At 63.3% G+C, this 23,739-nt stretch carries 25 protein-coding genes; 2 read left to right on the forward strand and 23 right to left on the reverse strand.

What is annotated here, in order from left to right:
* Nucleotides 1-13: 13 nt before the first annotated feature.
* Genes NJC40_RS08480 through NJC40_RS08575 form a run of 20 tightly spaced genes read right to left on the reverse strand, consistent with a single transcriptional unit; the run spans nucleotide 14 to nucleotide 18,023 of the window.
* Entirely contained in the window at nucleotides 14-1,240 is a 1,227-nt protein-coding gene (locus NJC40_RS08480; protein WP_253140271.1) for a beta-ketoacyl-ACP synthase, read from the reverse strand.
* Nucleotides 1,240-1,968: a 3-oxoacyl-ACP reductase FabG gene (gene fabG / locus NJC40_RS08485; protein ID WP_253140272.1), complete on the reverse strand. Its 729-nt coding sequence runs from the start codon at nucleotides 1,966-1,968 to the stop codon at nucleotides 1,240-1,242. The genes NJC40_RS08480 and fabG overlap by 1 nt, the downstream gene beginning before the upstream one ends.
* Nucleotides 1,961-2,419 (reverse strand): hotdog family protein, encoded by a 459-nt coding sequence (locus tag NJC40_RS08490; protein ID WP_253140273.1) that lies wholly within the window; start codon nucleotides 2,417-2,419, stop codon nucleotides 1,961-1,963. Before NJC40_RS08490 ends, fabG begins: the two co-directional genes overlap by 8 nt.
* Nucleotides 2,416-3,609, reverse strand: coding sequence for a beta-ketoacyl-[acyl-carrier-protein] synthase family protein (locus NJC40_RS08495; RefSeq protein ID WP_253140274.1), 1,194 nt, complete (start codon nucleotides 3,607-3,609; stop codon nucleotides 2,416-2,418). The genes NJC40_RS08490 and NJC40_RS08495 overlap by 4 nt, the downstream gene beginning before the upstream one ends.
* Complete coding sequence (locus NJC40_RS08500; protein ID WP_253140275.1) at nucleotides 3,606-4,100, reverse strand: hypothetical protein; 495 nt, start codon at nucleotides 4,098-4,100, stop codon at nucleotides 3,606-3,608. Before NJC40_RS08500 ends, NJC40_RS08495 begins: the two co-directional genes overlap by 4 nt.
* On the reverse strand, nucleotides 4,097-4,831 hold the full coding sequence (locus tag NJC40_RS08505) for a class I SAM-dependent methyltransferase (protein WP_253140276.1): 735 nt from the start codon (nucleotides 4,829-4,831) through the stop codon (nucleotides 4,097-4,099). Before NJC40_RS08505 ends, NJC40_RS08500 begins: the two co-directional genes overlap by 4 nt.
* Nucleotides 4,828-6,075: an NAD(P)/FAD-dependent oxidoreductase gene (locus NJC40_RS08510; RefSeq protein ID WP_253140277.1), complete on the reverse strand. Its 1,248-nt coding sequence runs from the start codon at nucleotides 6,073-6,075 to the stop codon at nucleotides 4,828-4,830. Before NJC40_RS08510 ends, NJC40_RS08505 begins: the two co-directional genes overlap by 4 nt.
* The gene (locus NJC40_RS08515; RefSeq protein WP_253140278.1) at nucleotides 6,062-7,234 is read right to left on the reverse strand and encodes a sodium:proton antiporter; all 1,173 of its coding nucleotides are present in this window, start codon (nucleotides 7,232-7,234) and stop codon (nucleotides 6,062-6,064) included. Before NJC40_RS08515 ends, NJC40_RS08510 begins: the two co-directional genes overlap by 14 nt.
* Entirely contained in the window at nucleotides 7,228-9,567 is a 2,340-nt protein-coding gene (locus tag NJC40_RS08520; protein ID WP_253140336.1) for an MMPL family transporter, read from the reverse strand. Before NJC40_RS08520 ends, NJC40_RS08515 begins: the two co-directional genes overlap by 7 nt.
* Complete coding sequence (locus tag NJC40_RS08525; protein ID WP_045486575.1) at nucleotides 9,551-10,144, reverse strand: LolA family protein; 594 nt, start codon at nucleotides 10,142-10,144, stop codon at nucleotides 9,551-9,553. The genes NJC40_RS08520 and NJC40_RS08525 overlap by 17 nt, the downstream gene beginning before the upstream one ends.
* Nucleotides 10,141-10,581 (reverse strand): acyl-CoA thioesterase, encoded by a 441-nt coding sequence (locus NJC40_RS08530; protein ID WP_045486578.1) that lies wholly within the window; start codon nucleotides 10,579-10,581, stop codon nucleotides 10,141-10,143. Before NJC40_RS08530 ends, NJC40_RS08525 begins: the two co-directional genes overlap by 4 nt.
* Nucleotides 10,571-12,118, reverse strand: a complete 1,548-nt coding sequence (locus NJC40_RS08535; RefSeq protein ID WP_253140279.1) for an HAL/PAL/TAL family ammonia-lyase — start codon at nucleotides 12,116-12,118, stop codon at nucleotides 10,571-10,573. Before NJC40_RS08535 ends, NJC40_RS08530 begins: the two co-directional genes overlap by 11 nt.
* On the reverse strand, nucleotides 12,099-13,040 hold the full coding sequence (locus tag NJC40_RS08540) for a lysophospholipid acyltransferase family protein (RefSeq protein WP_253140280.1): 942 nt from the start codon (nucleotides 13,038-13,040) through the stop codon (nucleotides 12,099-12,101). Before NJC40_RS08540 ends, NJC40_RS08535 begins: the two co-directional genes overlap by 20 nt.
* Entirely contained in the window at nucleotides 13,037-13,771 is a 735-nt protein-coding gene (locus NJC40_RS08545) for a glycosyltransferase family 2 protein (protein WP_253140281.1), read from the reverse strand. The genes NJC40_RS08540 and NJC40_RS08545 overlap by 4 nt, the downstream gene beginning before the upstream one ends.
* Nucleotides 13,764-15,464 (reverse strand): ApeI family dehydratase, encoded by a 1,701-nt coding sequence (locus tag NJC40_RS08550; RefSeq protein ID WP_253140282.1) that lies wholly within the window; start codon nucleotides 15,462-15,464, stop codon nucleotides 13,764-13,766. Before NJC40_RS08550 ends, NJC40_RS08545 begins: the two co-directional genes overlap by 8 nt.
* Before the next feature lie 10 nt (nucleotides 15,465-15,474).
* Nucleotides 15,475-16,020: a COG4648 family protein gene (locus tag NJC40_RS08555; RefSeq protein WP_253140283.1), complete on the reverse strand. Its 546-nt coding sequence runs from the start codon at nucleotides 16,018-16,020 to the stop codon at nucleotides 15,475-15,477.
* Nucleotides 16,017-16,271: an acyl carrier protein gene (locus NJC40_RS08560; RefSeq protein WP_045486593.1), complete on the reverse strand. Its 255-nt coding sequence runs from the start codon at nucleotides 16,269-16,271 to the stop codon at nucleotides 16,017-16,019. The genes NJC40_RS08555 and NJC40_RS08560 overlap by 4 nt, the downstream gene beginning before the upstream one ends.
* Nucleotides 16,272-16,280: 9 nt before the next feature.
* Nucleotides 16,281-16,541: a phosphopantetheine-binding protein gene (locus NJC40_RS08565; protein WP_045486595.1), complete on the reverse strand. Its 261-nt coding sequence runs from the start codon at nucleotides 16,539-16,541 to the stop codon at nucleotides 16,281-16,283.
* Nucleotides 16,522-17,328 (reverse strand): lysophospholipid acyltransferase family protein, encoded by an 807-nt coding sequence (locus NJC40_RS08570; protein ID WP_045486597.1) that lies wholly within the window; start codon nucleotides 17,326-17,328, stop codon nucleotides 16,522-16,524. Before NJC40_RS08570 ends, NJC40_RS08565 begins: the two co-directional genes overlap by 20 nt.
* Nucleotides 17,304-18,023, reverse strand: coding sequence for a beta-ketoacyl synthase chain length factor (locus NJC40_RS08575; protein WP_253140284.1), 720 nt, complete (start codon nucleotides 18,021-18,023; stop codon nucleotides 17,304-17,306). The genes NJC40_RS08570 and NJC40_RS08575 overlap by 25 nt, the downstream gene beginning before the upstream one ends.
* Before the next feature lie 501 nt (nucleotides 18,024-18,524).
* Between NJC40_RS08575 and NJC40_RS08580 the strand changes: the two genes are divergently transcribed.
* On the forward strand, nucleotides 18,525-19,304 hold the full coding sequence (locus tag NJC40_RS08580) for a ParA family protein (RefSeq protein WP_253140285.1): 780 nt from the start codon (nucleotides 18,525-18,527) through the stop codon (nucleotides 19,302-19,304).
* A gap of 14 nt (nucleotides 19,305-19,318) precedes the next feature.
* On the opposite strand, the gene NJC40_RS08585 is transcribed toward NJC40_RS08580, so the two are convergent.
* The 3 genes from NJC40_RS08585 to NJC40_RS08595 form a co-directional block, all read right to left on the reverse strand.
* Nucleotides 19,319-19,720, reverse strand: coding sequence for a PAAR domain-containing protein (locus NJC40_RS08585; RefSeq protein WP_253140286.1), 402 nt, complete (start codon nucleotides 19,718-19,720; stop codon nucleotides 19,319-19,321).
* 343 nt (nucleotides 19,721-20,063) lie between these two features.
* Nucleotides 20,064-21,527, reverse strand: coding sequence for a protein adenylyltransferase SelO (selO, locus tag NJC40_RS08590; protein ID WP_253140287.1), 1,464 nt, complete (start codon nucleotides 21,525-21,527; stop codon nucleotides 20,064-20,066).
* Between the two features lie 42 nt (nucleotides 21,528-21,569).
* On the reverse strand, nucleotides 21,570-22,235 hold the full coding sequence (locus NJC40_RS08595; protein WP_084709937.1) for a GntR family transcriptional regulator: 666 nt from the start codon (nucleotides 22,233-22,235) through the stop codon (nucleotides 21,570-21,572).
* A gap of 254 nt (nucleotides 22,236-22,489) precedes the next feature.
* Between NJC40_RS08595 and NJC40_RS08600 the strand changes: the two genes are divergently transcribed.
* Entirely contained in the window at nucleotides 22,490-23,722 is a 1,233-nt protein-coding gene (locus tag NJC40_RS08600; protein WP_045486615.1) for an NRAMP family divalent metal transporter, read from the forward strand.
* Nucleotides 23,723-23,739: the final 17 nt, after the last annotated feature.

Consider the following 23,739-nt stretch of genomic DNA (forward strand, 5'->3'; position numbering starts at 1 on the left):
GATAGAACGAGTTTCAAGCCCAGCGACGGAAAATCAACGAGGTGTTGACCCCGCCGAAGGCGAAATTGTTATTCATCACATACTCGTGGCTCATCACCCGGGGTTCACCTTTGAGGTAATCGAGTTCGCCACACTGCGGATCGACTGCATCCAGGTTCAGGGTATGGATGTAGCGGTCACGCTTGAGCATTTCGATGCTGAACCACGACTCAAGTGCCCCACAGGCGCCCAATGTGTGGCCGAGAAAGCTTTTCTGTGAACTGATGGGCATTCTGGCGCCGAACAGTTCGCTGGTGGCCAGGGTTTCGGCGATATCGCCCTGTTCGGTGGCGGTGCCGTGGCCATTGACGTAACCGATGGCCGCCGTTGGCAGGCCGGCATCTTCCAGCGCCAGTTCCATGGCCCGGCGCATGGTCACTTGTTCGGGGCGGGTGCTGTGGGCACCGTCGGCATTGCTGCCGAAGCCGACGATCTCGGCATGAATCCGGGCCCCGCGCGCCAGGGCATGTTCCAGTTCTTCAAGCACCAGCATGCCAGCGCCTTCACCGATGACCAGGCCGTCGCGACCACTGTCGTAGGGCCGTGGGCTGGTGTGCGGTGCATCGTTCTTCAGGCTGGTGGCATACAGGGCGTCAAACACCATCGCCTCGGTCGGGCAGAGCTCTTCGCCACCGCCGGCCAGCATCATCGGCAAGCGGCCGAACTTGATCGCCTCATAGGCGTAGCCGATGCCCTGGCTGCCACTGGTGCAGGCGCTGGAGGTCGGGATCAGACGCCCGGTAAGGCCGAAGAAGATGCTGATGTTCGCCGCCGTGGTGTGCGGCATCATGCGTACATAGGAGTTGGCGTTCAGGCCATCGGCTACCGAGTTGAGCAGCATGTTGCCGAACGCTTTGATCTCTTCGGTACTGCCGGTGGAAGAGCCGCAGGCGGTGCCCATGCGCCCGTCACGAATGATCGGGTCGTTGAGCAGCCCGGCATCGCGCAGGGCTTGCTCGGACGCGGCGACCACCAGCCGCGAGACCCGACCCATGCTGCGCAACTGCTTGCGCGTCCAGTGTGCGGGCACTTCGAAGTTATCCACAGGCCCGGCCAGCCGGGTATTCAGCTCGCTAAAACGGTCCCACTCGTCCATCCGCCGGATGCCGCTGCGGTTGGCGCTGAAGTTGGCCTCGATGCTGTCCCAGTCGCTGCCCAGAGAAGTGATGCCAGACATGCCGGTGACGACCACGCGTTTCATCAGCACAGGCCTCCGTTGACGGCCAGAACCTGGCGGGTGATGTAAGCCGCTTCGGCAGACATCAGGAAATTCACCGCGCCGGCGACTTCTTCCGGGGTGCCCATGCGCTGCGCGGGGATCATTTTCAGCAGTTCTTCGACGGGCACGTTGTCATCCAGCATTGCCGTGTCGATCAGGCCCGGCGCCACGCAGTTGACGGTGATCTTGCGCTTGGCCAGTTCGATGGCCAGCGCCTTGGCGGCGCCGATCAGTCCGGCTTTGGAGGCACTGTAGTTGACCTGGCCACGGTTGCCGATCAGCCCGGACACCGAGGTGATGCAGACAATCCGGCCGGCGGCGCGGCGGCGGATCATCGGCATGCTCAGCGGGTGCAGCACGTTGTAGAAGCCGTCCAGGTTGGTGCGCAGCACCTGGTCCCAGTCGTCATCGCCCAAGGCCGGGAAGGCGCCGTCGCGGTTCAGCCCGGCGTTGAGTACCACGCCGTAATAAGCGCCATGGGTTTCCACGTCCTGCTCAAGCAGGGTCTTGCAGGCGGCGCGGTCGGACACATCGAACTGCAGCACCCGCGCCTGACGGCCCAGAGCGTGAATTTCGGCCTGGACCGCGTCGGCCTCGGCCCGGCCGCTACGGCAATGCAGCACCAGGTCGTAACCAGACCTTGCCAGGCGCAGGGCGATGGCCCGGCCGATGCCGCGGCTTGAACCGGTGACCAGAATCGTGTCAGTCATTAACGGCTCCTTCGGCCAGATAGTCGGCAGCGTTGGGTGGGCAATAGACATTGAGGCGGGCAAACACTTCGATGTCCGGGCCGCTCAAGGTGCATTCGAACACACCCATGCCACTGTCGTCCTGCAATGAACGCCGGGCGTGGATGGTCAGTTCGCTACCATGGGGGAAGTGTTCGACGTTGCATTCGTACTTGCGGGTGCCGAGCAGAAAACCCAGTTGCACCGGCTCGCCGCGCAAGCGCGCCTGGCAGCCGGCAAACGCCGCCACGCTCTGGGCCATCAGTTCGATGCCGATCCATGCCGGCAGGCTGCCGTCAGGGCGGTTGAAGGGGCCATCGGGGCGAACCGTCAGGCGGGTCTGGATGGTTTCGTCGTCGAAGGCCAGCACCTGATCGATAAGAATCATGTCAGTAGCGTGCGGCACCAGTTCGGCGATCGGCCAGTCGATCATGGCGCGTCTCCGATAATCAGGCTGATGTTATTGCCCCCGAAGGCAAACGAGTTGCTCATCAGGTAGCGCGGTGTTGCACGACTCAGGCGCGAGTTGGCGGTGGTCCAGTGCAGCACCGGCAGTTGCGGGTCGGCCTGGCCGTCCCAGACATGCGGCGGTAGCGCGGAATCGGTATTGTCCTGGGCCAGGCTCAGCCAGCAGAACGCCGCTTCCAGGGCCCCGGCCGCACCGAGCGTGTGGCCGCTCAAGGGTTTGGTCGACGAGCAGGGTACGCCATCGGGAAACAGCGCGTGCACCGCCAGACTCTCCATCGCGTCGTTGTGCTGGGTGGCGGTGCCATGCAGGTTCAGGTAGCTGATTTGCCCGGCCTGCAGGCCTGCCTTGTCCAGCGCGCGTTGCATTGACTCGCGGGCGCCGCGACCGCTTGGCTCGGGGGCCGAGATATGGTGGGCATCGCTGCTGGCGCCGGCACCGAGCAAGGCAATGCTGTGGCTCTGGCTGGCCTGGCGGGTCATTAGAAACAGCACCGCAGCTTCGCCTATGTTGATGCCATCGCGGTTGCGCGAGAACGGATTGCAGCGCTGCGCAGACACCGCTTCAAGGGCGTGGAAGCCGTTGAGGGTCAGCTTGCACAGGCTGTCGACACCGCCGCACAACACCGCGTCGCACAGCCCCATGTCCAGCGCGCGGCGAGCGCTGAGCAAGGCTCGGGCACTGGACGTGCAGGCCGTTGAAATCACATAGGCCGGACCGCTGAGGCCAAGCCACTGCGCGAGGAAGCTGGCCGGTGCGCCGAGTTCCTGCTGGCGGTAGTCGTAGTGTTCAGGAAAGCTCTTGTCGCGCAGCCAACTGCCCATGCTGCGGCTGGCCTCGTCGATGCCTGAGGTGCTGGTGCCGAGGATCACCCCAACCCGGCCTGCCCCGTAGCGGGCGATGGCGGCGCGTATCGGGTCTTCGATCTGTTGGGCGGCCGCCAGCAGCAACTGATTGTTGCGGCTGTGGGCGCTGAGCTGCTCGGGAATCACCGGCAGGTCGAGGTCGACGCTGCCCACCGGCAGGCTGTGGCCGGGGATCCAGCCCGACTCGCAGACCATCCCGGCGCTGTCGCCGGCAAACAGCTTGCGTGCCACGTCCTGGCGGTTGTTGCCCAGTGCGCAGACCAGGCCCAGCTCGTTGAGGTAGGCGGTCATGGTGTGGTCCCGTTACTGAGTGGGCTGATATTGAAGTGCACGGGCTGGTCGCGCGCAGGCGCCAGCGTCAGGCTGAACACCTCAGGCGAGCGGAATTCGACCTGCCAGCGCGAATCCAGGCGGCGCAGTGTGCCTTGCTGCCGGGCACTTGGGTAGCGTGCCGGCAGCTCATGCTCCGGGGTCATGGCGAACAGTAAAGCGGCGAACAATTCGCGGGCTTCGGGATTGGGCGGCAACAGGCCGTCAGCCTGCCATTGGCCGTCGATCAGGCGCTGGCGGGCCTGGGGAATACCCAGCGGGTCCATCATCGACCAGCGCAGGCCGCCGCTCTCTTGCTGGATGATCAGCAACCAGTCTTGGCTTTGCCCGGCCTGGACGCGCTGCACATGCAGTTGCCGGGGCAGTTGCAGGTCCGGGGTCCCGACCGGCAACGGCGCCTGACTGGCGCAGCCGCCGAGCAGCAACAGGGTCAGGATCAAAATACGGATCATTGCGTCGTATCCGGCAGAGGCTTGCGCACCACGGCATTGACCAGGGTCTCTTCACGCTGGCCAAACGGCTTGGGCTTGCACAGCTTCAGGCGCTCCAGCAGGCCAAAGTCCTTGGCGCGGCTCCACCACAAGTACGGGTAGGAGACATTGCCCGCGCTGAACTCGAAGCCCTGCTTACGCAGCATGTCGAGGTATTGGGCGGCGCTTTTCTGCACATGCATCGGGTGGCGGAACAGCCAGCGGATTACCCAGGTGTCGATATACGCCTCGGTGGACTCGGCAAACAGCAGATAGCCGCCGGGCTTGAGCACCCGGTAGAACTCGGCCAGGGCTTGCTCTTGCTCGACCAGATGGTGAAAGGTCTGGTGGCAGAACAGCAAATCGACACTGGCATCGGGCAACTGCAACACCGCGCAGTCGCTGCCGATCAACTCGACCTCCAGACCCTGGCGGGCTGCTTCCTGGCGGCTCAGTTCCAGGCTGTGCGGGTCAGCGTCCAGACCGATGATCCGCGCTGGCTGGAAGGTTTGCTGCAAATAACGGAATGACTTGCCCTGGCCGCAACCGGCGTCGAGCAACACAGCATCCGTGGGCAGCGGCGTGTCGAACAGCCCGCGCAGGTCATTGATTGCTACGCGCAACACATGGTGCTGCCAGGTGTGGCTGCGCAGAAACCAGAAGCCGAAACGGGTTTCTTCGACGTAACTGTCGCTCAGGAACCGGCTGTTCATGACGCCTCACCTGCGCAAATCTCGGTAAGCATGCGCAGCCGCCGTTTGGGTTCGCTGACAAACGGATTGCGCAGGTCCCAGGCGTAGCCGGCGAGAATCGAGCTGATCATCGCGCGGATTTCCGGTTGCGAGTCTTTGAAGAAAATCACGTCCTGGAAGCTGCCGTCGTACCAGCCTTCGACGTAGGCGCGGAAGGTATCCACCCCACGCTTGAGCGGTATGGCGAAGTCGTTTTCCCAGTCGACCTGCTCGCCACGCAACTGCTGATCGAGCAGGTTGGCGGCCATGCTCGCGGAACGCATGGCAATGGTTACGCCCGAAGAAAACACCGGGTCGAGGAACTCGGCGGCATTGCCCAGCAAGGCAAACCCCGGCCCGTGCAGGGTCTTGACGTTGGCTGCATAGCCGCCGATGGTCCGCGCCGGGGTATCCCATACAGCGTCTTTGAGGGTATTGCGCAGGCTCGGGGTTTCATCGATGAAGGCGCGCAGGCAGGCATCGAGGTCTTCGGGTTTGTCTTTGAAGCGCTCGGCGCTAGCCACCACGCCCTGGGAGCAGCGGCCGTTGCTGAACGGGATGGTCCAGAACCACACGTCGCGGTGCTCGGGGTGGACGCTGACCAGAATCTTGTTGCGGTCGAAGGGCGGGCTCTGGATATGGTCCTCGACATGGGTGAACACCGCACGGCGCAGGGGGAAGTCCGACGGCGCCTCCAGGTCCAGCAGGCGCGGCAGCACCCGCCCGTAACCGCTGGCATCGAGGACGAAACCGGCCTGCAGCGCGTACTGGCTGCCATCCTCGCGGCGCACTTGCAGCACCGGTTGGGCGGCGTTGAAGTCGGCGCTGACGATTTCTTGCAGATAGCGGATTTCCACACCCTGCAGAGCCGCCTGGTCGGCCAGCAACTGGTCGAAGTCGGCGCGTTGCACCTGGAAGGTGCTCGGTTTGCCCTGGCTGAAACCCTCGCCAAAATCGAACGCCGAGTACTGATCGCCACAGGCAAACGCGGCGCCGTTCTTGAACTGAAAACCTGCGGCCTGCACGGCGTCGAGCATGCCTGCTTCTTCGACGAAATCCAGGCAGTGCGACAGCAGGCTCTCGCCGATGGAGAACCGCGGAAATGCCTGGCGCTCGATGATCAGTACGTCGTGGCCCTTGCGGTTGAGCAGGGCGGCGGCAATCGCGCCGGCCGGGCCTGCACCGATGACCACGACCGTGCGGCTTTGCATATCAGTGATTGGCACAGCGATTCCTTACCGGTTTGTCGGTGGCAGTGGCGAATGAAAGGTTCTTGCGGCCCAGGCCCGCCAAGGCGGGCATCAGCGTGGCCAGCAGGCTCATCAGCATCAGCGCCAGGTACAACGCCTGACTGATCAGTTGCTGTTGCAGCAGCATGTTGAGAAACACGATCTCGCTCAGGCCACGAATATTCAGCAGCACGCATTCGCGCCAGCGGCTGGCGCCGGGGTACGAAGGCGGTGCCCAGCGCAGCCCCAGCCAGTTGCCGAGCAGCTTGGCGACAATCGGCACCCCAATCAGCGCCGTCAGTAGCAGGCCGTCCAGTTCGCCCATGGCGCTATGCACATTGATCTGTACCAGACCGAAGGTCAGCAGCAACGGCACGGCCAGGTAATTTTGCAGCAGGGCCAGCACAGCGGGTTTGATCGGCAGGACCCAGGCTTGCTTGAGGCGGCTCATGCACATCAGGTAACCGATGCCGAAAACCAGCGCGTTGAGTTTGTAGTGCTCGGCCAGTACCAGCAGAGCGAAAAAGCCCAGGCTGTATACCAGCGGCTGGCGAATGCCCAGCAGGCGCAGCAGCAGGGGTGTGCAAGCCATCAGCAGCGGCAACAACAGGCTGCTCAGGTTCAGGCTGCCTTGGGCCAGGGCGAACAGGCTCCAGCAGGCCAGGTCGATGAGAATCGCGGCCTGCACCAGCCGGCGGGTGGCAGCTGGCGGGTAGTTGATGTGGTTCAGGTACAGGTACAACACCGGAATGGCGGTGATGGCGAACACCAGCCCCACCGCAAGATCGCTGATCCAGCGCTGCTCGGGCAGCAGCCACACTGCGCAGGCTACCCCACAGATGAACGGCACCACAAAGCTCGGCAGCGCCACCTTGAGGCTTTGCCGGTCCAGCGCGACGTCGACCACATCACTGAGGATATGCCCCAGCACCAGGGCGAAGGCCAGGCCATAGAGGGTCTTGAGCCATACCGGTTCGATCAGTTGGGCGCCGCTCAGTTGCCAGTGCGGCTCGACCCACAACAACATCAACAGCGGCAGGCCGAAGGTTGCCAGCAACAGCTGACTGACGATCGGTATCAGTCCCAGCCGCTTGCCCAGCCAGGTCGCGCCGGCAAACGCCAGCAGGGCCATGAGCCAGAACAGCAGAATCAGCATGATTGCAGCTCCTGATGATCGGGGGCATGGCGGGGGCTTGCCCACGGCGCGAGCAGAAAACTGAAGACCAGCCCAAGGCTCACCGACAGCCCGAAGTTGCTGATCGCCGGGGTCTGCGACAGCGCCAGCAGGCCGAACGACAACCAGGTGGTGATGGCCGCCAGCAAGGTGCCGAGCAGACTGACCGCCGCCCCACCGACCTGCTCACGCATGAGAATCGCGTAATCGACGCTGATCGCGGTGACCAGCAGCAGGCCGAACAGGCTGAACAGGGTCAGCGGCTGACCCAGCCAGCCGAGGCTTGCCAGGCTGCACAAGGCGGCCAGCAGTGGCAGGGTCACGATGCGTACTGCGCCGCCGAAACCGAAGGGGGCGATCAACAGGGCAATGATCAGGATGCACGACAGCAGTTTGAGTTCGGCGGCGCTGATCTGGGTCTGGGCAAACACCGCATTGAGTGCCCCCAGGCGGTCAACCAGATGCACGCCTGGCAGCCCTTCGGCCTGAGCCTGCAACAGGGCCGGGTTGCCCAGCCCTTGCAGGCTGACGACAGCCGCCACGCCCTCGTCGTTACGGCCCAGCCAGAGTGGCCGCCAGGCTTCGCTCAGCGGCCCGGCCAGAGCCTGGTCGATGGGCTGGACGGGCAGTGCCTGGAGTTCAGCCAGTTCGGCCTGCAGGGTTTCGCTGGACACCCCGAGCGCCAGCAGCGCTTGCCAGTGCTGCGCCAGTTGCGGCAAGGCGGCATGCAGCGCCTTTTGGTCGTCTGGTGAGGCCAGCAATTGGTTGATCGCCATGTAACCGCGCAGTTTGCCGCTGCCGATCAACGCGTCGAGGCGTTGGGTCAGGGCGTTCTGGCGCTCCAGCAATTGCTGCTCGTCGCGGCCGCGAATCAGGAAGAACTGGCTGGTCGGCTGATAACCGGTAATCCGCGCAATGCTTTGCGCTTCGTCGGTCAGCGCCTGGGGGGCGGAAACCCATTGGCGAATGTCGTTGCGGGTGGTCAGTTGCCACAGGCCCGCGGCGCAGAACGCCAACAGCGCAACCAGCAACAGCGGTGTGTTGACCCGGCGCAGCAAGGCGCTGCGTATATCCAGCAGGCGTTGCGCCAGCGTCAGCGGCCACTGCGCCGGGCGCAGCTCAGTTTTGGCCAGCAGCGCCGGCAGCAGGCACACCGCCGCCAGGTAAGCGCCGATCAGGCCAGCGGCGGAAAACGCAGCGATCTGAGTCAAGGCAGGAAAGGGTGTCCAGGCCAGCGCCAGATAGCCGATACAGCTGGTGATCAGGCTCAGGGTCAGCCCCGGCAGGGTCAGCCGCAAGGCCGGCCAGGCACGCCAGGGCTTGAGGCTCCAGCTCTTGGACAGGTAGTGCAGCGGATAATCGACGGCGACGCCGATCAGGCTCGAACCCAGTACCAGGGTCATGACGTGCATCTTGCCGAACAGCAGTACGCAGGCGACGCTGCCGAACAGCATGCCGACCAGCACCGGGACGAACGCCAGCAGCACGCGCCAGCGGCGAAAAGCCAATAGCAGCAACAGCAGGATGCCTGCCGTGGCGCCACCGCCGACCCAGCTGATTTCCTGTTTGGCTTGTTGCTGACCCGCCGCGGCATACAGCAGCCCGCTGGCCGCCAGTAACTGCCCGCCGGCCTGGGCGGCCTGTTCACGGGCCAGGCTCAACAGGCCGGCGACCTGCCCCGGCAACTGCATGTCAAACGCATCGCCTGGGGTGCGTACCCGCAGCAACACCCATTGCTTGCCGTCGGCCTGGGCCAGCAGCGCACCGCTGGCCAGGTCCGGTTCGACGCTGCCGGTGCGCGGCAGGTTGCTCTGGATGCGTCCGGTCAGGCCCAGCCAGTCGTCCTGACTCGGTACCAGGCTGAAACCGGCAAAGGGGTCAAACAGGCTTTGCAGGCGTTGCTGGATGAACGCCTCGGGTTGTTCGATCAGCAGTGTGCGGTCCGCCGCCGGGAGCATGGCTAGCCGGCCGGCGAGCAATTGTTCGCGGATGGCCGGCAGGTCAGCCTGCAGGTTCCATTGGACCTTTTCGAACAGCCCGCTGGCCTGCCACTGCGCGGCCAGTTGCTTGGTCAGTTCAATGGCTTGCTGGCGCTCGGGGTGGCCGACCAGCACCAGCATTTCGCGATTCAGCGGCTCCTGCATGCGCTGCTCGGCGCGCAGCTCCAGCGGATCAGGACGTCCGCCCGGCACCAGTTCCATGAGGTTGGCCGACAGCGGCGCGCCATCACGCCACTGCCAGCCGGCCAGTGCCAGCACGCCGAGCAGGATCAGCAGGAACAGGCGCGGCAGGCGCCGCTCAGGATTTGAAATCAGCACGCTGGGTATCGCTCAGCGCCGGAACGCTATGGCTGTCGATCATTTTCAGCACCGTGCGGTCGCCCTGGGCTTCGAGCAGTTCGATCTGCCTGACCAGTTCGCCGCCGTCGATATTGATCTGGCGAAAGATCTGTTGCAGCAACAGTGAGCGTGGCAGCAGGGTCAGTTTCCAGTCCTGTGCATCACCGCTGAGTTGCAGTTCGAAATCACGCTGCAATCCGCTGCTGTCACCTTGCAGCACCGCCAGGAACAGACGGTTGTGCTCGGCGCCGGCACTCTTGTTCGGCAGCATCTGCCAGCCCTGCGCCTCGCGGCGGGCGATACCGTTGGCGGTGATGCGGTAATCCTGCTTGAGCGGTGTTTCGAGCAGCCACAGCAGGCCGAAGTCACGGGCCAGGACAAAACGCCCGGTGCTGGTCAGCGGCTGGGGCAGGGCGCGCAGGTGTTTTTCCTGGATAAACCGCCCCTCGATGGCCGCAGGCCGGGACAACTGCTCGCTCAGTTGTTGCAGGTCGAAGGCCCAGGTCTGTGCAGCCAGGCACATCAGCATCAGTGTGGCGAATAGACGTTTCATACCCGGCCCTCGTTTGCCAGCGCCTTTTGTACGGCGTCGGTGAAAGCCTTGGGCGAGGCCAACTGCATCTCGCGGCTGTCGACGGCTACCGCAACCTGTACGGTGCTGGCGCGGGTCATGCGCTCACCGGTGCTGGCATCGCTGATCAGGTAGTTGATCTTCAGGCGGTTTTCCCATTCCACCAGGCTGGCGCGCACGATCAGTTTCTGGCCGAACACCGCGCCGCGCATGTAGCGCAATTGCATATCAATGACCGGCCAGCCGTAGCCGGATTCGAGCATCCTGGTGTAGTTGTGGCCGATATGATCGAGCAACGCACAGCGCGCCACTTCGAGGTATTTGACGTAGTGGCCGTGCCAGACGATGTTCATCATGTCGACATCGAAAAACGGCACCACCACTTCAGTGTCGACGTCGATCAGTCCTTTACTGCGCATGCAGCCTCCAGTGGCGCTCGCTGATGCGTTGCAGGCACAGGCGCAATTCGCCTTCCAGACCCCGGTCGTCGATGACCGGCGGGAATTCTTCGCCAAGCTGCGCATGCATGCTGGCCAGCGCTGCCGGCAGCGGCCTGGCGTCGGCTTCGCGGCTGCGCAGCCACAGGCCCTGATTGGCCGCCAGCAGGGTCGCTGCTGCGACCTGCTCGGTGAGTTCCAATACCCGGATGGCATCACGTGCAGCAATGGTGCCCATGCTCACCTTGTCCTGGTTATGGCACTCGGTGGAGCGCGAGAACACGCTGGCCGGCAGGGTGTTTTTCAGCGCTTCGGCAGTCCAGGCACTGGCGCCGATCTGCACGGCCTTGAAGCCGTGGTTGATCATCGCCCGTTCGGTACTGGCGCCGGACAGGTTGCTCGGCAGGCCGTGGTTGTAACGCACGTCGACCAGCAGGGCCAGTTGCCGGTCGAGCAGGTCGGCGACGTTGGCCACCAGGTTTTTCAGGCTGTCCATGGCAAAGGCGATATGGCCACCGTAGAAGTGCCCGCCGTGCAGCACCCGCTCGTGGTCGCCGTCGATGATCGGGTTGTCGTTGGCGCTGTTGAGTTCGGTCTCGATGAACGAGCGCAACCAGCCCAGGCTGTCGGCCAACACGCCAAGCACATGCGGCGCGCAGCGCAGCGAGTAACGGTCTTGCAGGCGGTGCAGCGGCGCGGTGGGGGCGTCGATGGCCAGGTCCTGACGCAGCCAGGCCGCGACCTGGGTCTGGCCTGGGTGCGGCTTGGCTGCAAACAGGCGCTCGTCGAAGTGTTCCGGGTTGCCTTGCAGGGCGATGACGTTCATTGCGGTGATGCGCGTGGCCAGTTGCAGCAGGTAGTCAGCCCGGGCAAACGCCTGGCAGGCCAGGCCGGTCATCACCGCGGTGCCATTCATCAACGCCAGGGCTTCCTTGGGGCGCAGCACCAGCGGCTCCCAGCCCAGTTCGCGATGCACCTCAAGCGCCGGGCGACGCTGGCCGCGGAACATCACCTCGCGCTCGCCGGACAGCGTGGCGGCCACATAAGACAACGGGGTCAGGTCGCCGCTGGCGCCCACCGAGCCTTCTTCCGGGATCAGCGGCAGCACGTCATGTTCGATAAACGCCTGCAAGCGCTCCAGCAACTCGATACGCACCCCGGACATGCCGTGGCACAGCGACTGCAAGCGCGCAGCGAGCACGGCGCGGGTGGCGCGTTCGTCCAGCAGCTTGCCCAGCCCGCAGCCGTGGAAGGTATACAAATGCCGGGGCAGGGCTTCGACGTGCTGCAGGGGCACAGCCACCACGCAAGAGTCGCCATAACCGGTGGTCACGCCGTAGATCACGCCTTCCTTGTCCAGCAACGAGTCGAGGAACTGCGCCCCGCGAGTGATGCGCGCCCGGTACTGGGCATCGGCTTGCAGCACGGTCGGCGCCTGACGGTTGGCGACGGCCACTACCTGTTCGATGCTCAGCGCCAGGGCGCCGAAGGTCACGGGGTCATGAGCTGGATGATTCATCGGACTTCCAGAAAGGATAGAAATTGAACCACTGCTGCGGGGCTTGCAGGCAGTAGTGGGCCAGCCGTTCGGCGTAGCGGGCAGCCCAGTGGGCAATGACTTGAGCACGGTCGCTGCGTCGCCACTGGACCGATTCGGCGAACGGCTCCAGGACCACGCGATAGCCCTGGGCGTCCTTGAGGCAGAAAAACAGGTTCACCGGGCACTTGAGCAGCCCGGCCAGCAGCCAGGGGCCTTGCGGGAAGGCCGCCGGCTTGCCGAGAAAATCGGCCTGCACGGTGCGCCCGCCATGCAACGGCACGCGGTCGCCCGCAATGGCCAGCCATTCGCCGTCGTCCAGGCGCTGGCTCAGTTGCAGCATGATGGCCGGGTCCAGTTCACTGACCTGGACCAGTCGCAGATTGGTCGCCCCGGCTTCGCCCAACAGGCGATTGAAGCGTTCGGCGTGCTTGGTGTGCACCAGCACGTTCATGGTGACCTTTTCGCCCAGTTCGGCCAGGGCGCGGCACACTTCAAGGTTACCCAGGTGGGCACCGACCAGCATCTGGCCGCGCTGACCACGCAGTTGATTGCGCAGCAGGGCGGGGTCGTCGATGCGGATCTGTTCGATGCCCAGCTTGCCGTTCCACACATCGAGCTTGTCGAGCAAGGCTTCGGCAAAGGCCATGAACTGGCGGAACACCCGCCACTGGCTGGGGCGCAGTTCAGGCTTGGCGCTCCAGTCGGCAAGGTTTTGCTGGAACTCGGCGATGGCGTGCCGGGCGCTGCGGCCAAAAATGAAGAAGTACAGCACAATGCCGTACAGCACCGGGCTGAGCAGGCGCCGGCCAAGTATCCGTACCGCCCAGGCGGTGAGCTTCATCAGCGCGAAGCTGCCGCGCTCTTCGCGGTCGGCCCAGTGTCGTTTCGGTTGCTGGCTCATGGCCGCACCTTGCGCCACAGCAACACCGGCGCCCGCACTAACATGCCGAAGAACAGCTTGGTGTGCATCTTGGAAATCAGTGCGTTGTCGTGAAAAAGGCGAAAGTGCGACAAGCCATCCTCGGGATAATGCACCTTGGTCGGCAGCCAGTGCATCGGCTGGTGGCGCCATGCCAGACGGACCAGAATCTCGGTGTCGAAATCCATGCGCCGGCCCAGTTGCACCGTATCGATCAGGCGCAGCACCGGCCCCAGCGGGTAGACCCGAAAGCCGCACATCGAATCGCGGATCTGCAGCGACAGGGTGTTGATCCACACCCACACATGGGTCAGGTAGCGGGCATACAAGCGGCCTTTGGGCACGCTCTGGTCATATTGTGGATAACCGCAGATCAGCGCCTTGGGGTGTTGCCGGGACAGTTCCAGAAAACGTCCGATGTCGCTCAGGTCATGCTGGCCATCGGCGTCGACCTGCAAGGCGTGGCTGTAGCCACGTTGCGCCGCCTCCTGAAAGCCGGCCATCACGGCGCCGCCCTTGCCCTGGTTGGTCTGCAGACGAATCAGGTGCACGCCGTCTTCCCTGGCCAGTGCTTGCAGGACCTGAGCGCAGGCCTGACTGCTGGCGTCATCGACCAGCACGCATGGCAGGCCGGCAGCGCGCAGGGCCTTGACCACGTTGGGCACTGCCAGCTCGTGGTTGAACACTGGTATCACCGCACAGGGCTTATGCATGAGCGGTTTCCGTGGCGCTGTCTTGCAGCACGATCCGGCCGCTGGAGCAGGGCGCCTGATGCTGGTTGTGGTAGGCGAAATGCAGCTTGCTGCGGGCTGCGTCGAAGCGCAGGGTCAGGGTCAAACGGTCGCCGGGGCGCACCAGTTGCTGGAACTTGAGCACTTCCATACCGGCAAAGCGCGGCGGCAGCTCAAGCAGGCGCTGGCCGAACTCCAGTGCCCAGTCGACCTGGGTCACGCCAGGCAGGACCGGCGTACGTGGGAAATGGCCGGTAAAGCAGGCCAGATCCGGTGGCACCTGCAACTCGATCTGCAGGCCGTCGTCCTGGGCCTTGTGCTCCAGCACCTCGGGGGCCTTGCCACGCGGTGCGGCCAGCAGGGTATCGACCAGTGCCTGAGGCAATTTGCCCTGGTCGCTCAGCGGCAACTGACGCAGCAGCCGCCAGCGCCGCGGCAAGGCCAGCGCCTCACAATGATTAGTCAGGTGGTAGCGCAAGGTCTCGGTCAGGGCGCGGCGGCCCAGATTACGCAAGGCATGCAAGCCACTTTCGCTGAGCGCCACCAGGGCGCCCAGATAGGCACGGTTCTCACGGACTACGCCGAGCCGCGCTTCGCTGATCCAGGCATGATTGACCAGTGCCTGTTCCAGCGACGGCAGCGAGATGCGTTTCTCTTCCAGTTTGACGATGCGGTCCAGACGGCCCAGCAGTTCGAAGCGGCCATCGGCCTCAAAGCGAGCGGCATCGGCGGTCTGTTCGACATGACCCGGGGCGAGGTAAGGCGAGCAGACTTGCAGCGCGCCCTCAGCGTCCTGGGTCAACTGCACACCGGCAAACGCCTGCCAGAGCGTTTCGCCCTGGCGCCAGGCAATACCGCCGGTTTCTGAGCTGCCGAAGATCTCGCACGGCCACTGGCCCAGACGCTGTTGCAGGCTGAGCGCGGCGTCTGCGGGCAGCGCGCCACCGGATGAGAACACCCGGCGTACCTTGCTCAGCGCTGGCCAGTCGAGGTTGTCCCCCATGCGCTTGAGCAGCGCCGGGCTGGCGACCCAGGCGAAGGCCGGATAGTCCAGGCTGGCGCGTTGCAGGTCCTCCGGGAACGGCAACTGCCGCCGAACCCATTGACGCCCGGCGCACAGCGGCCAAAGCACCCGGAACAGCAGACCATAGATGTGCTGCGCGGCGACACTGCCGATCATGCAGGCGTTACCCAGTTCAGCGCCCCACAGTTGCTCCAGGCCCCGGACTTCGTTGTCCAGTTGGCGCAGCCGTTTGTCGATGCGCTTGGGCTCGCCGCTGGAGCCGGAAGTGCACAGGCTCAGGCTGCACTGGTCCAGGTCGAGCCGTGCGGCAGGCAAGGGTTCGGCGTCGTACAGCTGGCCCAGGCGGGTATCGCCCGGCTGTTCGCTGAGCCACAGGTCGACTTGAGGGTTCCAGCGTTCGCGGGTCTCGGCCTGCAGGTCGGCGGGCAGCAGCACACTGACCCCGGCGCGCCAGGCGGCCAACAGGGCGATGGCCAGTTCGCCTGCGTCTTCCAGGTGGATGGCCAGATGGCGGATGCCACGGGCTTGCAGGCCGGCAGCGGCGCACAGGGCTTGGCGGCGTAGCTGGCCGAGGGTCAGGTCAGGGTCCTGGCACAGCAGGCGGTCCGGCGACTCATCGAGCAGCAGGTGTTCAAGATTTAACCAGTTCATGGCATTCATTTCAGGCGCCGCCTCTGACTCGGCGACGAACAATCCATTCGCCTGCGAACAGCAGGCCCATCAGTCCGTAAGAAAGCAGTCCGGTCCATAGCGCCCACCAGTGCAACGGTGCCCAAAGGGTCAGGACCGTGGCGGTCAGGCCGTTGAACAGAAAAAAACCGCACCATACCCACGTCACCTGCCGCGTATAGCGAATGGCGACCTCGGGTAAATCCGGTTCGCTCAACCGTGCCAGGCGTTCAACGACCGGCGGTCCCTGAATCAGGCTGGCGCCAAACAGGCAAAGCATGAAGCCGCTGATCAGCACCGGATACCAGCGCAGCAGCACCGGGCTGTCGAGCAGCGCGAGCAACGCACAGAAGCTCAGCGCGACCACGGCCATCGCCAGGCTGGCGGTGCGTCGCTCGCCGGTCAGTACCCTGGCCAGCCACAGGCCACCGAGCAGCAACGCGAACTGCCAGGGCGCGAAGTGCTCTATGCCGAAGTACACGACAAACGGATAGAGCACACCGATCAGCACCAGCAGCAGGCCGATCAGCCGCTTCATGCGGCAGAGTTGACCAGCCGGTACACCGCGTCGACCACGTCATTGACCGTGCGTACCGACTTGAATTCCTCGGCGGCGATCTTTTTCCCGGTCTTGCGTTTGATGTGGTCGATCAGGTCCACGGCATCAATGCTGTCGATTTCCAGGTCCTGATACAGGTTGGCTTCCAGCGTCACGCGCTCGGGCTCGATTTCGAACAGCTCGACCATTGCGCTGCGCAGGGTCTCGAAAATATCGTCACGGGTTTGCATGCTCAGTCCTCAGGCCGATTGTCTGGCGCTGACGAAGGCCGCGAGGCTGTCGACGCTGGTGAAATGCGAGCGGGTGTCCTTGGCTTCGGCGTCGATCTTGATGCCGTAGCGCTTCTGGATGGCCAGACCCAGTTCCAGGGCATCGACCGAATCCAGGCCCAGGCCTTCGCCGAACAGGGTCTGGTCGTTGCCGATGTCGTGGGTGCTGATGTCTTCAAGGCCCAGGGCGTCGATGATCAGTTGCTTGATGTCACGGTGCAGATCGCTCATCTGAGGCGAGCTCCTTGATGAAATAGTCATGCAGGTAGTCGTTGAGCTTGCGCGACGCCAACGGCGGCGGGCCCATCTCGGTAAAACGCTGCGGATCGATATCGGTCCCCACCCGCAGGCTGAAGTGCACGCGGCGTTGCGGGATGCGGTACCAGGGTTCGGCTTTGGTCAGGGTCGTGGGGCTGACCTTGATGGTGACCGGGGTAATCAGCCGGGCGCCGCGCAAGGCAATGGCGGCGGCGCCCCGGTGAAACGCTGGCGGTTGGCCCGGCGTGGTGCGGGTGCCTTCAGGGAAGATGACCAGCGATTGCCCGGATTGCAGGCTGTTGACCGCCAGATCAAGCATGTCGATGCTGCCGTCGTTGCTGATGTAGCCCGCACGGCGCACCGGCCCACGGGTACAGGGGTTGTCCCAGAGGCCGCGCTTGACCACGCAGTTGGCATCACGCACCAGGCCGATCAGGAATACCACGTCGATCAACGAGGGGTGGTTGGCGATAATCATCTGGCCGGGGCGCCCCAGGTTTTCGGCACCCTGTACGTCGTAGGTCAGCACGCCCATGCGCGCCATGACGCGAATGAAGCGCCAGAACAGCAGACTAATGGTCTGTCTGGCGCGGCGCTGGTGGCTGGCCTTGTCGCCCGGCAGGCAGGCCAGCAACGGGAAAATCAGCACGCGCAGGCACAACCCGCCAATCCCGAACAGGGCGAAGCTGATAGCCGTGGCAGACAGCCGCCACCAGTAGGCGTCGCGGCCTTTGTTCAATGATTGTGTTGCCAGTTCCATAAGCGGTTTTTCCATGGATGGCGACAAGCGGGTTGGTTAGTGTGCAACATGCGCAACAGGTTCAATGCATGGGGCCAGTCAGGTTGCGGCGTACCTTGATCATTGCTGTGCAGGGACAACTGCCAGTCCTGGCCCGGGGTCAGCAGCAAGCCGACCGCGTAGGGAAAAGGCACGTCGTCGACCCACTGGGCATAGGCCTGCGGCGGTTGTTCTTCAGTGACCACCAGCAGCACCGCAGGCGCACCTTCGGCCAGCAGCGTCGCAGCTTCGAAAACGCCGTGCTCAAGGCCGTCGCCCGCCGCAGCCAGGGCGGTCATCTCGCAGGTAGAGCCACGCATGATCGACCACAGGCCGATCACCGCGTTATGCACTGACAGGCTGAACTGGGTAGGTGACAAGGGCTCGCCGGCCGCCAGGTCGCGCAGGATATCGAACGTGCGTGGGGTTTCTCCGTGGCGAGAAACAAACACCAGAGGCAGTTGCTCATGGCCCTCGGCCAGCGGCCAGGCGACGGCAAAGGCCATCCTTGCCATGCGGCCCAGGCGTCGGCGCTGCATGGCAGGCAGGAACGATACGTCCGGGACTTCGTCGTTATCGGGCAGCAGGACCGGCTCGCGGCTCCAGTGTTGCCAGTCTTCGACGCTGGTCAGGCCAGGTGCCCAGGCACGCCATTGTGCGATGTTGAAGGTGATCAAAGGTTTTTTCTTCCCGCCCCTGCGGGCTTACTGCTTACGTCTCGATGATTTCGGGGTACGGCTAAAAGCGTAAGTGAGGCCGTTAGCGCAAGGCCAAAACAGGCAAGAAGCGGTCGGAGTCGCGCTCGACTCTACAGGGTGTAAATGAGCACTCCGCAGCTGTTTTGACGCAGCGCTGACAACGCCGGTCGTTTTTAGACGTGCCCTCCGGGACGACACCGGCCCTGGCGTGGCAACTGACCGAGTGCGCGCATTATCCAGATGGGGGTTCGTCGTAGCAAATTTGTTACACATTATCTGTGTACCCTTTCTCTGTTTCCGACTAACGACAGTGGCAATGGTCTTTTCTGTCATATGGACGTCATCTTGTCGTCATATGGTTGTCAGATTCAGTGGGTTCTGGCCGTACCAACCGGGATCCACGGGGATTGCCTGGACTCATCCACAGTCAAGGGCCACACTGGCCTGTTTCCAGTTTTTACCAATCAGGGAGGTCGAAGCATGCGTCGCGTGGTGTTCAATCAGAAGGGGGGCGTGGGTAAATCCAGCATCGCCTGCAACCTGGCTGCGGTGAGCGCCCATCAGGGGTATCGGACGCTTCTGATCGATCTTGATGCTCAGGCGAACTCGACTCATTACCTCACTGGCCTGACCGGCGACGACATTCCCATGGGGATCGCCGAGTTCTTCAAGCAGACCCTGGCTTCCGGACCCTTTGCCCGCAAGAACCAGGTCGATATCTATGAAACGCCCTACGACAATCTGCACGTGGTGACCGCCACCGCCGAACTGGCCGAGCTGCAACCCAAGCTTGAGGCCAAGCACAAGATCAACAAGCTGCGCAAATTGCTCGACAGCCTCGATGAAGACTACGAGCGGATCTACATCGATACCCCGCCGGCGCTGAACTTCTATGCGGTCTCGGCGCTGATCGCAGCTGACAAGGTGCTGATCCCGTTTGACTGCGACAGCTTCTCCCGCCAGGCGCTGTACGGGCTGATCAAGGAACTTGAAGAACTCAAGGAAGACCATAACGAGGATCTGGAGCTTGAGGGGATCATTGTCAACCAGTTCCAGCCGCGGGCCAGCCTGCCGCAGCAGATGCTCGACGAACTGATTGGTGAGGGATTGCCGGTATTGCCGGTGTACCTCAATGCCTCGGTGAAGATGCGCGAGTCGCATCAGGTCGCCCGGCCGCTCGTGCACATGGACCCGCGTCACAAGCTGACCCAGCAGTTTGTCGAACTTCATGACTATCTGGAGAACAATGCCCAGGCTTGAGCGACGGGCCGGCTTCATCGGGCGTTGAGGTTGCGCAGTACCTTGTGGGTGAAGGTGCCTTGCTTGATTTCCAGGGTCATCCGTTCGGCATTGGCCCGGGCGGTTTCGGCCATGTCATCGGGAATGGTGATGCTCGCCTCCATATCGGCCCGGTGCTGTTGCTGTGAGGCCTTGAGCCGGTTCTTGCCGGCCCGGCAACCGCAGCGTACCAATTGGCCGTGGGTTGCCACGGCGACCTGCCCGTCGACCCAGGTCGGGTTGCCCTCGGCGATGTAACCTACCGCCTTGCACGCCGGACACCACACCGGGTCACCCATGCGTGCGATACGGTATACATCAATGGCTTCGCTGGCCGAAGCGGCCAGCACGAAACCGCCGCTGGTGGTGAGATCACCTTCCCTGACTACAAATGGCATGGCACTGCTTCCTTACGCTGGGAGTGGGAAGCAGATGCTAGGGGGAAATCACCTGCGGCGGAGCGTGGCCAAGCGTTTAGAGACGGTTCCTACAGGAAAATCAGCAAAAGCGCTTGGCGCTCTTCTCGCAGGCTTTAGCCGCGAAGGCTTCCCGGCTAAAGCCAATACTGTTCACCTAAGCACTGTATGCCCCCGGTAGGAGCAGCCGGCCGGCGTTCCGGTTGCTCGCGAAAACGGCGGCACATTCCCAGCAGATGCTGTGACTTTCCTGGCCCTTTCGCGACCAAGGTCGCTCCCACAGAGAGCTGTGGTGCTTAACAGAACAGTATTGCGGCTAACGCCGCTATGAAGAACAGCTGATCTCCAGATGCTTGCCCCAATCCGGTGGTCGCTTGGCATATTCGGCCATGCCGGGCTGTTCATTGAACGGGTCGCTCAACACCCGGTGTAAACGCCGCACTTCTTCGTAGTCGCCTTGCTCGGCGGCGCTGATCGCATTTTGCGCCAGGTAATTGCGCAACACGTACAGCGGGTTGACCGCGTGCATGCGTTCGCGGCGTTGTGCCTGGCTGGCGTCGTCCTGGCGGGCGATACGGGCCAGCAGGCGTTCGCCCCAGGCATCGAAACCCTTGAGGTCAATGAAGTCATCGCGCAGGGTACGCAGCGCGTCAGCGGCTGGCGCGTCGCCCAGGCGGCGGAAAAACAGGTGGTAGTCGACGCCGCCGGTTTGCATCAGTTGCAGCAGTTGGGCAATCAGTTCGGCGTCGTCGTCCTCGGCGCTGGTCAGGCCCAGGCGGCGGCGCATCAGGTCCAGGTAGTGCGCCTGGTACAACGGCAGGAACAGGCCGATGGTCTCGCGCAGCGCTTCAACACTGATGAACGGCGTCAGCGCCTGGGCCAGCGCACTGAGGTTCCACTGGGCGATGGGCACCTGGTTGCTGAAGGAGTAGCGGCCTTCGTGGTCGGAATGGTTGCAGATGAAATTCTGGTCGAAGTCATCGAGAAAGGCGTATGGCCCGAAGTCGAAGGTGATGCCCAGGATTGACATGTTGTCGGTGTTCATCACCCCATGACAGAAGCCGTAGGCCTGCCACTTGGCGATCAGTTCGGCACTGCGCTCGACGATTTCGCAGAACATCGCCAGCCAGGGCTCGGGTTGGTGCAGGCAATGCGGGTAATGCTGGGCCAGCACGTATTCGCCGAGCTCTTTGAGCTGTTCAGGCTGCTTGGTGTAGTACAGGTATTCGAAGCTGCCAAAGCGCACATGGCTTTGCGCCAGGCGCAGGACCATGGCGGCGCTTTCCTTGCGTTCGCGCCATACCGGGGTGCTGGAGCCAATCACGCAGGCGGCACGGCTGCTGGGGATGCCCAGGGCGTGCAGGGCTTCGCTGGCCAGAAACTCGCGGATCGATGAGCGCAGCACCGCGCGGCCATCGCCCATCCGCGAGAACGGTGTCTGCCCGGCGCCCTTGAGGTGCAGGTCCCAATGCTCCCCAGCGTCATTACGCACTTCCCCCAGCAGCAGGCCGCGGCCATCGCCCAGGCGTGGGGTGTAACCGCCGAACTGATGCCCGGAGTAGACCATCGCCCGCGGGTCGGCCTCAGCCCATAGTTTGTGGCCGCTGAACACCTCGCAAAACAGCGGCGTATGGGCCTGGGCCGGGTCGAGGTCCAGCAGTGCCAGGGCCGCGTCGCTGGCGACTACCAGGCGCGGTTCATCAATCGGCTCGGGTAACACCGAAGTGGAAAACGCATCGCCCAGGCGGGCGAAGCGGTTGTCGAAGTCGAGTTCGTCGAGGGCTTTCACAGGCTGTCGCCTCCAGCGAAGGGTGGGGGAGTCAGCGCTACCCTAGCGGGTCATGCTGCGCTCGTAGGCTGCCAGTACGGTGCGTTCAGACTGCACCAGATAGGCTTCGAGCATCCGCGTGGCCTCTTCGGCCTGGCCTGCTTCGAGACGTTCGAGAATCGCGGCATTCATATCGACATACGGGAAGTGCAGAAATTCGGGGTTTTTCAACAGGCCGAAAGCCAGCCGCAGCTCGGCTGAAATCTGCCCGTAGAAGGTCACCAGACGCGGGCTGTCGGCCATTTCGACGATGGCCCGGTGAAACATCATGTTGGCCGTACCGACCGCCGTCCAGTCCTTGGCCTCACGGGCGCGCATGCCGGCTTCGACCGCCTCGCGCATGTGCCGGGCACCGGGGTGCTGTGGGTAACCTTGGGCAATGGCCTTGCATTCAATGAAACGACGCACCCGGTAGATGTCGATGATCGAGGCCATGTCGGGCACCGCGACGGTCACGCCACGATTGGGCTCGTGCTTGAGCAGGCCCTCTTGAGTCAGCACCCGGAACGCTTCGCGCAGGGTGTTGCGCGAAATCTGCAGGCTCTCGGCCAGCGCGGCTTCCGACAGGCGCTGACCGGGGACCAGTTCGCCTTCGACCAGCATTCTGCGCATTTCCTGGGTGATGGATTCTCCAAGCGTCCGTGGCTGTGGAGGTGAGGCGTGGTTCATAAGGGATCCAGAATAGAAAAAGCTGCGCTGATATTCCCTGAGAGCTCAGGCACTGGCAAGGAGCAAGGCCACAACGTGCTTCATTAAGTAGCATTGCTGAGTTGAAGGGTAACAATCTGGTGCATTTGATGTGGCTATCCACTAAGGATTGTTCAACAAAGAATCGCGTCTATATCTACATTGTTGGCCGTTTGTCTGGTCATTGGCATGCTCATTGCTCAGGGAAAAACAACTCCCACCGTAGGAATGCTGCCGTGACACAGACCGCTAGTGAGTTTTCCAAAGCGCGCCGCTCATCACTGATCGCCGCGATGTTCATGATGGCAACCTCTGCCATCGGCCCGGGGTTCCTGACCCAGACCGCCACCTTCACCGCGACCCTCGGGGCCGCATTCGCGTTCGGCATCCTGGCCTCGATCCTCATCGACTTCGTGGTCCAACTGAACGTCTGGCGGATCGTTACCCTGACCCGCATGCGCGCTTCTGACCTGGCCAACGCCGCGATTCCCGGCAGTGGTTATGTGCTGGCGGTGCTGGTGATTTTCGGCGGGCTGGTGTTCAGCCTGGGCAACATGGCCGGTGCCGGCCTGGGCCTGAACGCCATGACCGGCATTGACCCCATCTGGGGTGGTGCGGGCAGTGCGCTGCTGGCCATTGCGATCTTCTCGTCGCATCGCGCCGGGGTGGCGATGGACCGGATCATGATCGTGCTGGGCGTGCTGAAGATTTCCCTGATCCTGTTTGCGGCATTTGCTTCCCATCCGCCGCTGGGTGAGGCTTTGCGCCAGTCGGTATGGCCTGACTTCATCGACTTTGCCTCAATCACCACCATTGTGGGCGGCACTGTGGGTGGCTACATCACCTATGCCGGTGCGCACCGTCTGCTCGACCGTGGCACCGTGGGTGTGGAAAACATCGACGCGGTCTCCAAGGCTGCCCTGAGCGGCATCCTGGTGACCGGTATTGCCCGCTACGTGCTGTTCCTGGCGATTCTGGGTGTCGTGGCCAGTGGCGTGGTCATCGACGTGTCCGGCAAGGGCGCCAACCCGGCAGGCCAGGCCTTCGGTGCCGCCGCAGGTCAGGTCGGCATGATGATGTTCGGTCTGGTGCTGTGGGCTGCCGGTATCAGCAGCATGATCGGTGCCTCTTACACCTCGATGTCGTTCATCACCGTATTTTCCAAGAAGATCACCGAGCGGGCCCGTAACCTGGCCACCGTCGGTTTCATCATCATCGCCCTGATCGCCTACATGATCCTGGGCAAGCCGCCAGCCGCGCTGCTGGTGTTCGCCGGTGGTTTCAACGGTCTGATCCTGCCGCTGGGCCTGAGTATCTTCATGTATGTCGGCTGGCGCCGTTCCGACCTCATGGGTGGCTACCACTACCCACGCTGGTTGCTGGTGCTGGGTGTGCTGACCTGCCTGCTGTCGTGGTTCATGGCCTTCAAGTCGGCCCGGGCGATCTTTGCCTTCATCGGCGCGGCCTGATTCAAGCGGAGAACAGA

Origin of the sequence: Pseudomonas sp. 21LCFQ02 (assembly GCF_024129895.2) — a bacterium.
In the GTDB taxonomy this organism is placed as follows: Bacteria; Pseudomonadota; Gammaproteobacteria; order Pseudomonadales; family Pseudomonadaceae; genus Aquipseudomonas.

Bases quoted from the DNA above. Each gene is read 5' to 3' on its own strand.
- NJC40_RS08480 (WP_253140271.1), bottom strand. From the start codon at position 1,240: ATGAAACGCGTGGTCGTCACCGGCATGTCTGGCATCACTTCTCTGGGC.
- fabG (WP_253140272.1), bottom strand. From the start codon at position 1,968: ATGACTGACACGATTCTGGTCACCGGTTCAAGCCGCGGCATCGGCCGG.
- NJC40_RS08490 (WP_253140273.1), bottom strand. From the start codon at position 2,419: ATGATCGACTGGCCGATCGCCGAACTGGTGCCGCACGCTACTGACATG.
- NJC40_RS08495 (WP_253140274.1), bottom strand. From the start codon at position 3,609: ATGACCGCCTACCTCAACGAGCTGGGCCTGGTCTGCGCACTGGGCAAC.
- NJC40_RS08500 (WP_253140275.1), bottom strand. From the start codon at position 4,100: ATGATCCGTATTTTGATCCTGACCCTGTTGCTGCTCGGCGGCTGCGCC.
- NJC40_RS08505 (WP_253140276.1), bottom strand. From the start codon at position 4,831: ATGAACAGCCGGTTCCTGAGCGACAGTTACGTCGAAGAAACCCGTTTC.
- NJC40_RS08515 (WP_253140278.1), bottom strand. From the start codon at position 7,234: ATGCTGATTCTGCTGTTCTGGCTCATGGCCCTGCTGGCGTTTGCCGGC.
- NJC40_RS08525 (WP_045486575.1), bottom strand. From the start codon at position 10,144: ATGAAACGTCTATTCGCCACACTGATGCTGATGTGCCTGGCTGCACAG.
- NJC40_RS08530 (WP_045486578.1), bottom strand. From the start codon at position 10,581: ATGCGCAGTAAAGGACTGATCGACGTCGACACTGAAGTGGTGGTGCCG.
- NJC40_RS08535 (WP_253140279.1), bottom strand. From the start codon at position 12,118: ATGAATCATCCAGCTCATGACCCCGTGACCTTCGGCGCCCTGGCGCTG.
- NJC40_RS08540 (WP_253140280.1), bottom strand. From the start codon at position 13,040: ATGAGCCAGCAACCGAAACGACACTGGGCCGACCGCGAAGAGCGCGGC.
- NJC40_RS08545 (WP_253140281.1), bottom strand. From the start codon at position 13,771: ATGCATAAGCCCTGTGCGGTGATACCAGTGTTCAACCACGAGCTGGCA.
- NJC40_RS08550 (WP_253140282.1), bottom strand. From the start codon at position 15,464: ATGAACTGGTTAAATCTTGAACACCTGCTGCTCGATGAGTCGCCGGAC.
- NJC40_RS08555 (WP_253140283.1), bottom strand. From the start codon at position 16,020: ATGAAGCGGCTGATCGGCCTGCTGCTGGTGCTGATCGGTGTGCTCTAT.
- NJC40_RS08560 (WP_045486593.1), bottom strand. From the start codon at position 16,271: ATGCAAACCCGTGACGATATTTTCGAGACCCTGCGCAGCGCAATGGTC.
- NJC40_RS08565 (WP_045486595.1), bottom strand. From the start codon at position 16,541: ATGAGCGATCTGCACCGTGACATCAAGCAACTGATCATCGACGCCCTG.
- NJC40_RS08570 (WP_045486597.1), bottom strand. From the start codon at position 17,328: ATGGAACTGGCAACACAATCATTGAACAAAGGCCGCGACGCCTACTGG.
- NJC40_RS08580 (WP_253140285.1), top strand. From the start codon at position 18,525: ATGCGTCGCGTGGTGTTCAATCAGAAGGGGGGCGTGGGTAAATCCAGC.
- NJC40_RS08585 (WP_253140286.1), bottom strand. From the start codon at position 19,720: ATGCCATTTGTAGTCAGGGAAGGTGATCTCACCACCAGCGGCGGTTTC.
- NJC40_RS08595 (WP_084709937.1), bottom strand. From the start codon at position 22,235: ATGAACCACGCCTCACCTCCACAGCCACGGACGCTTGGAGAATCCATC.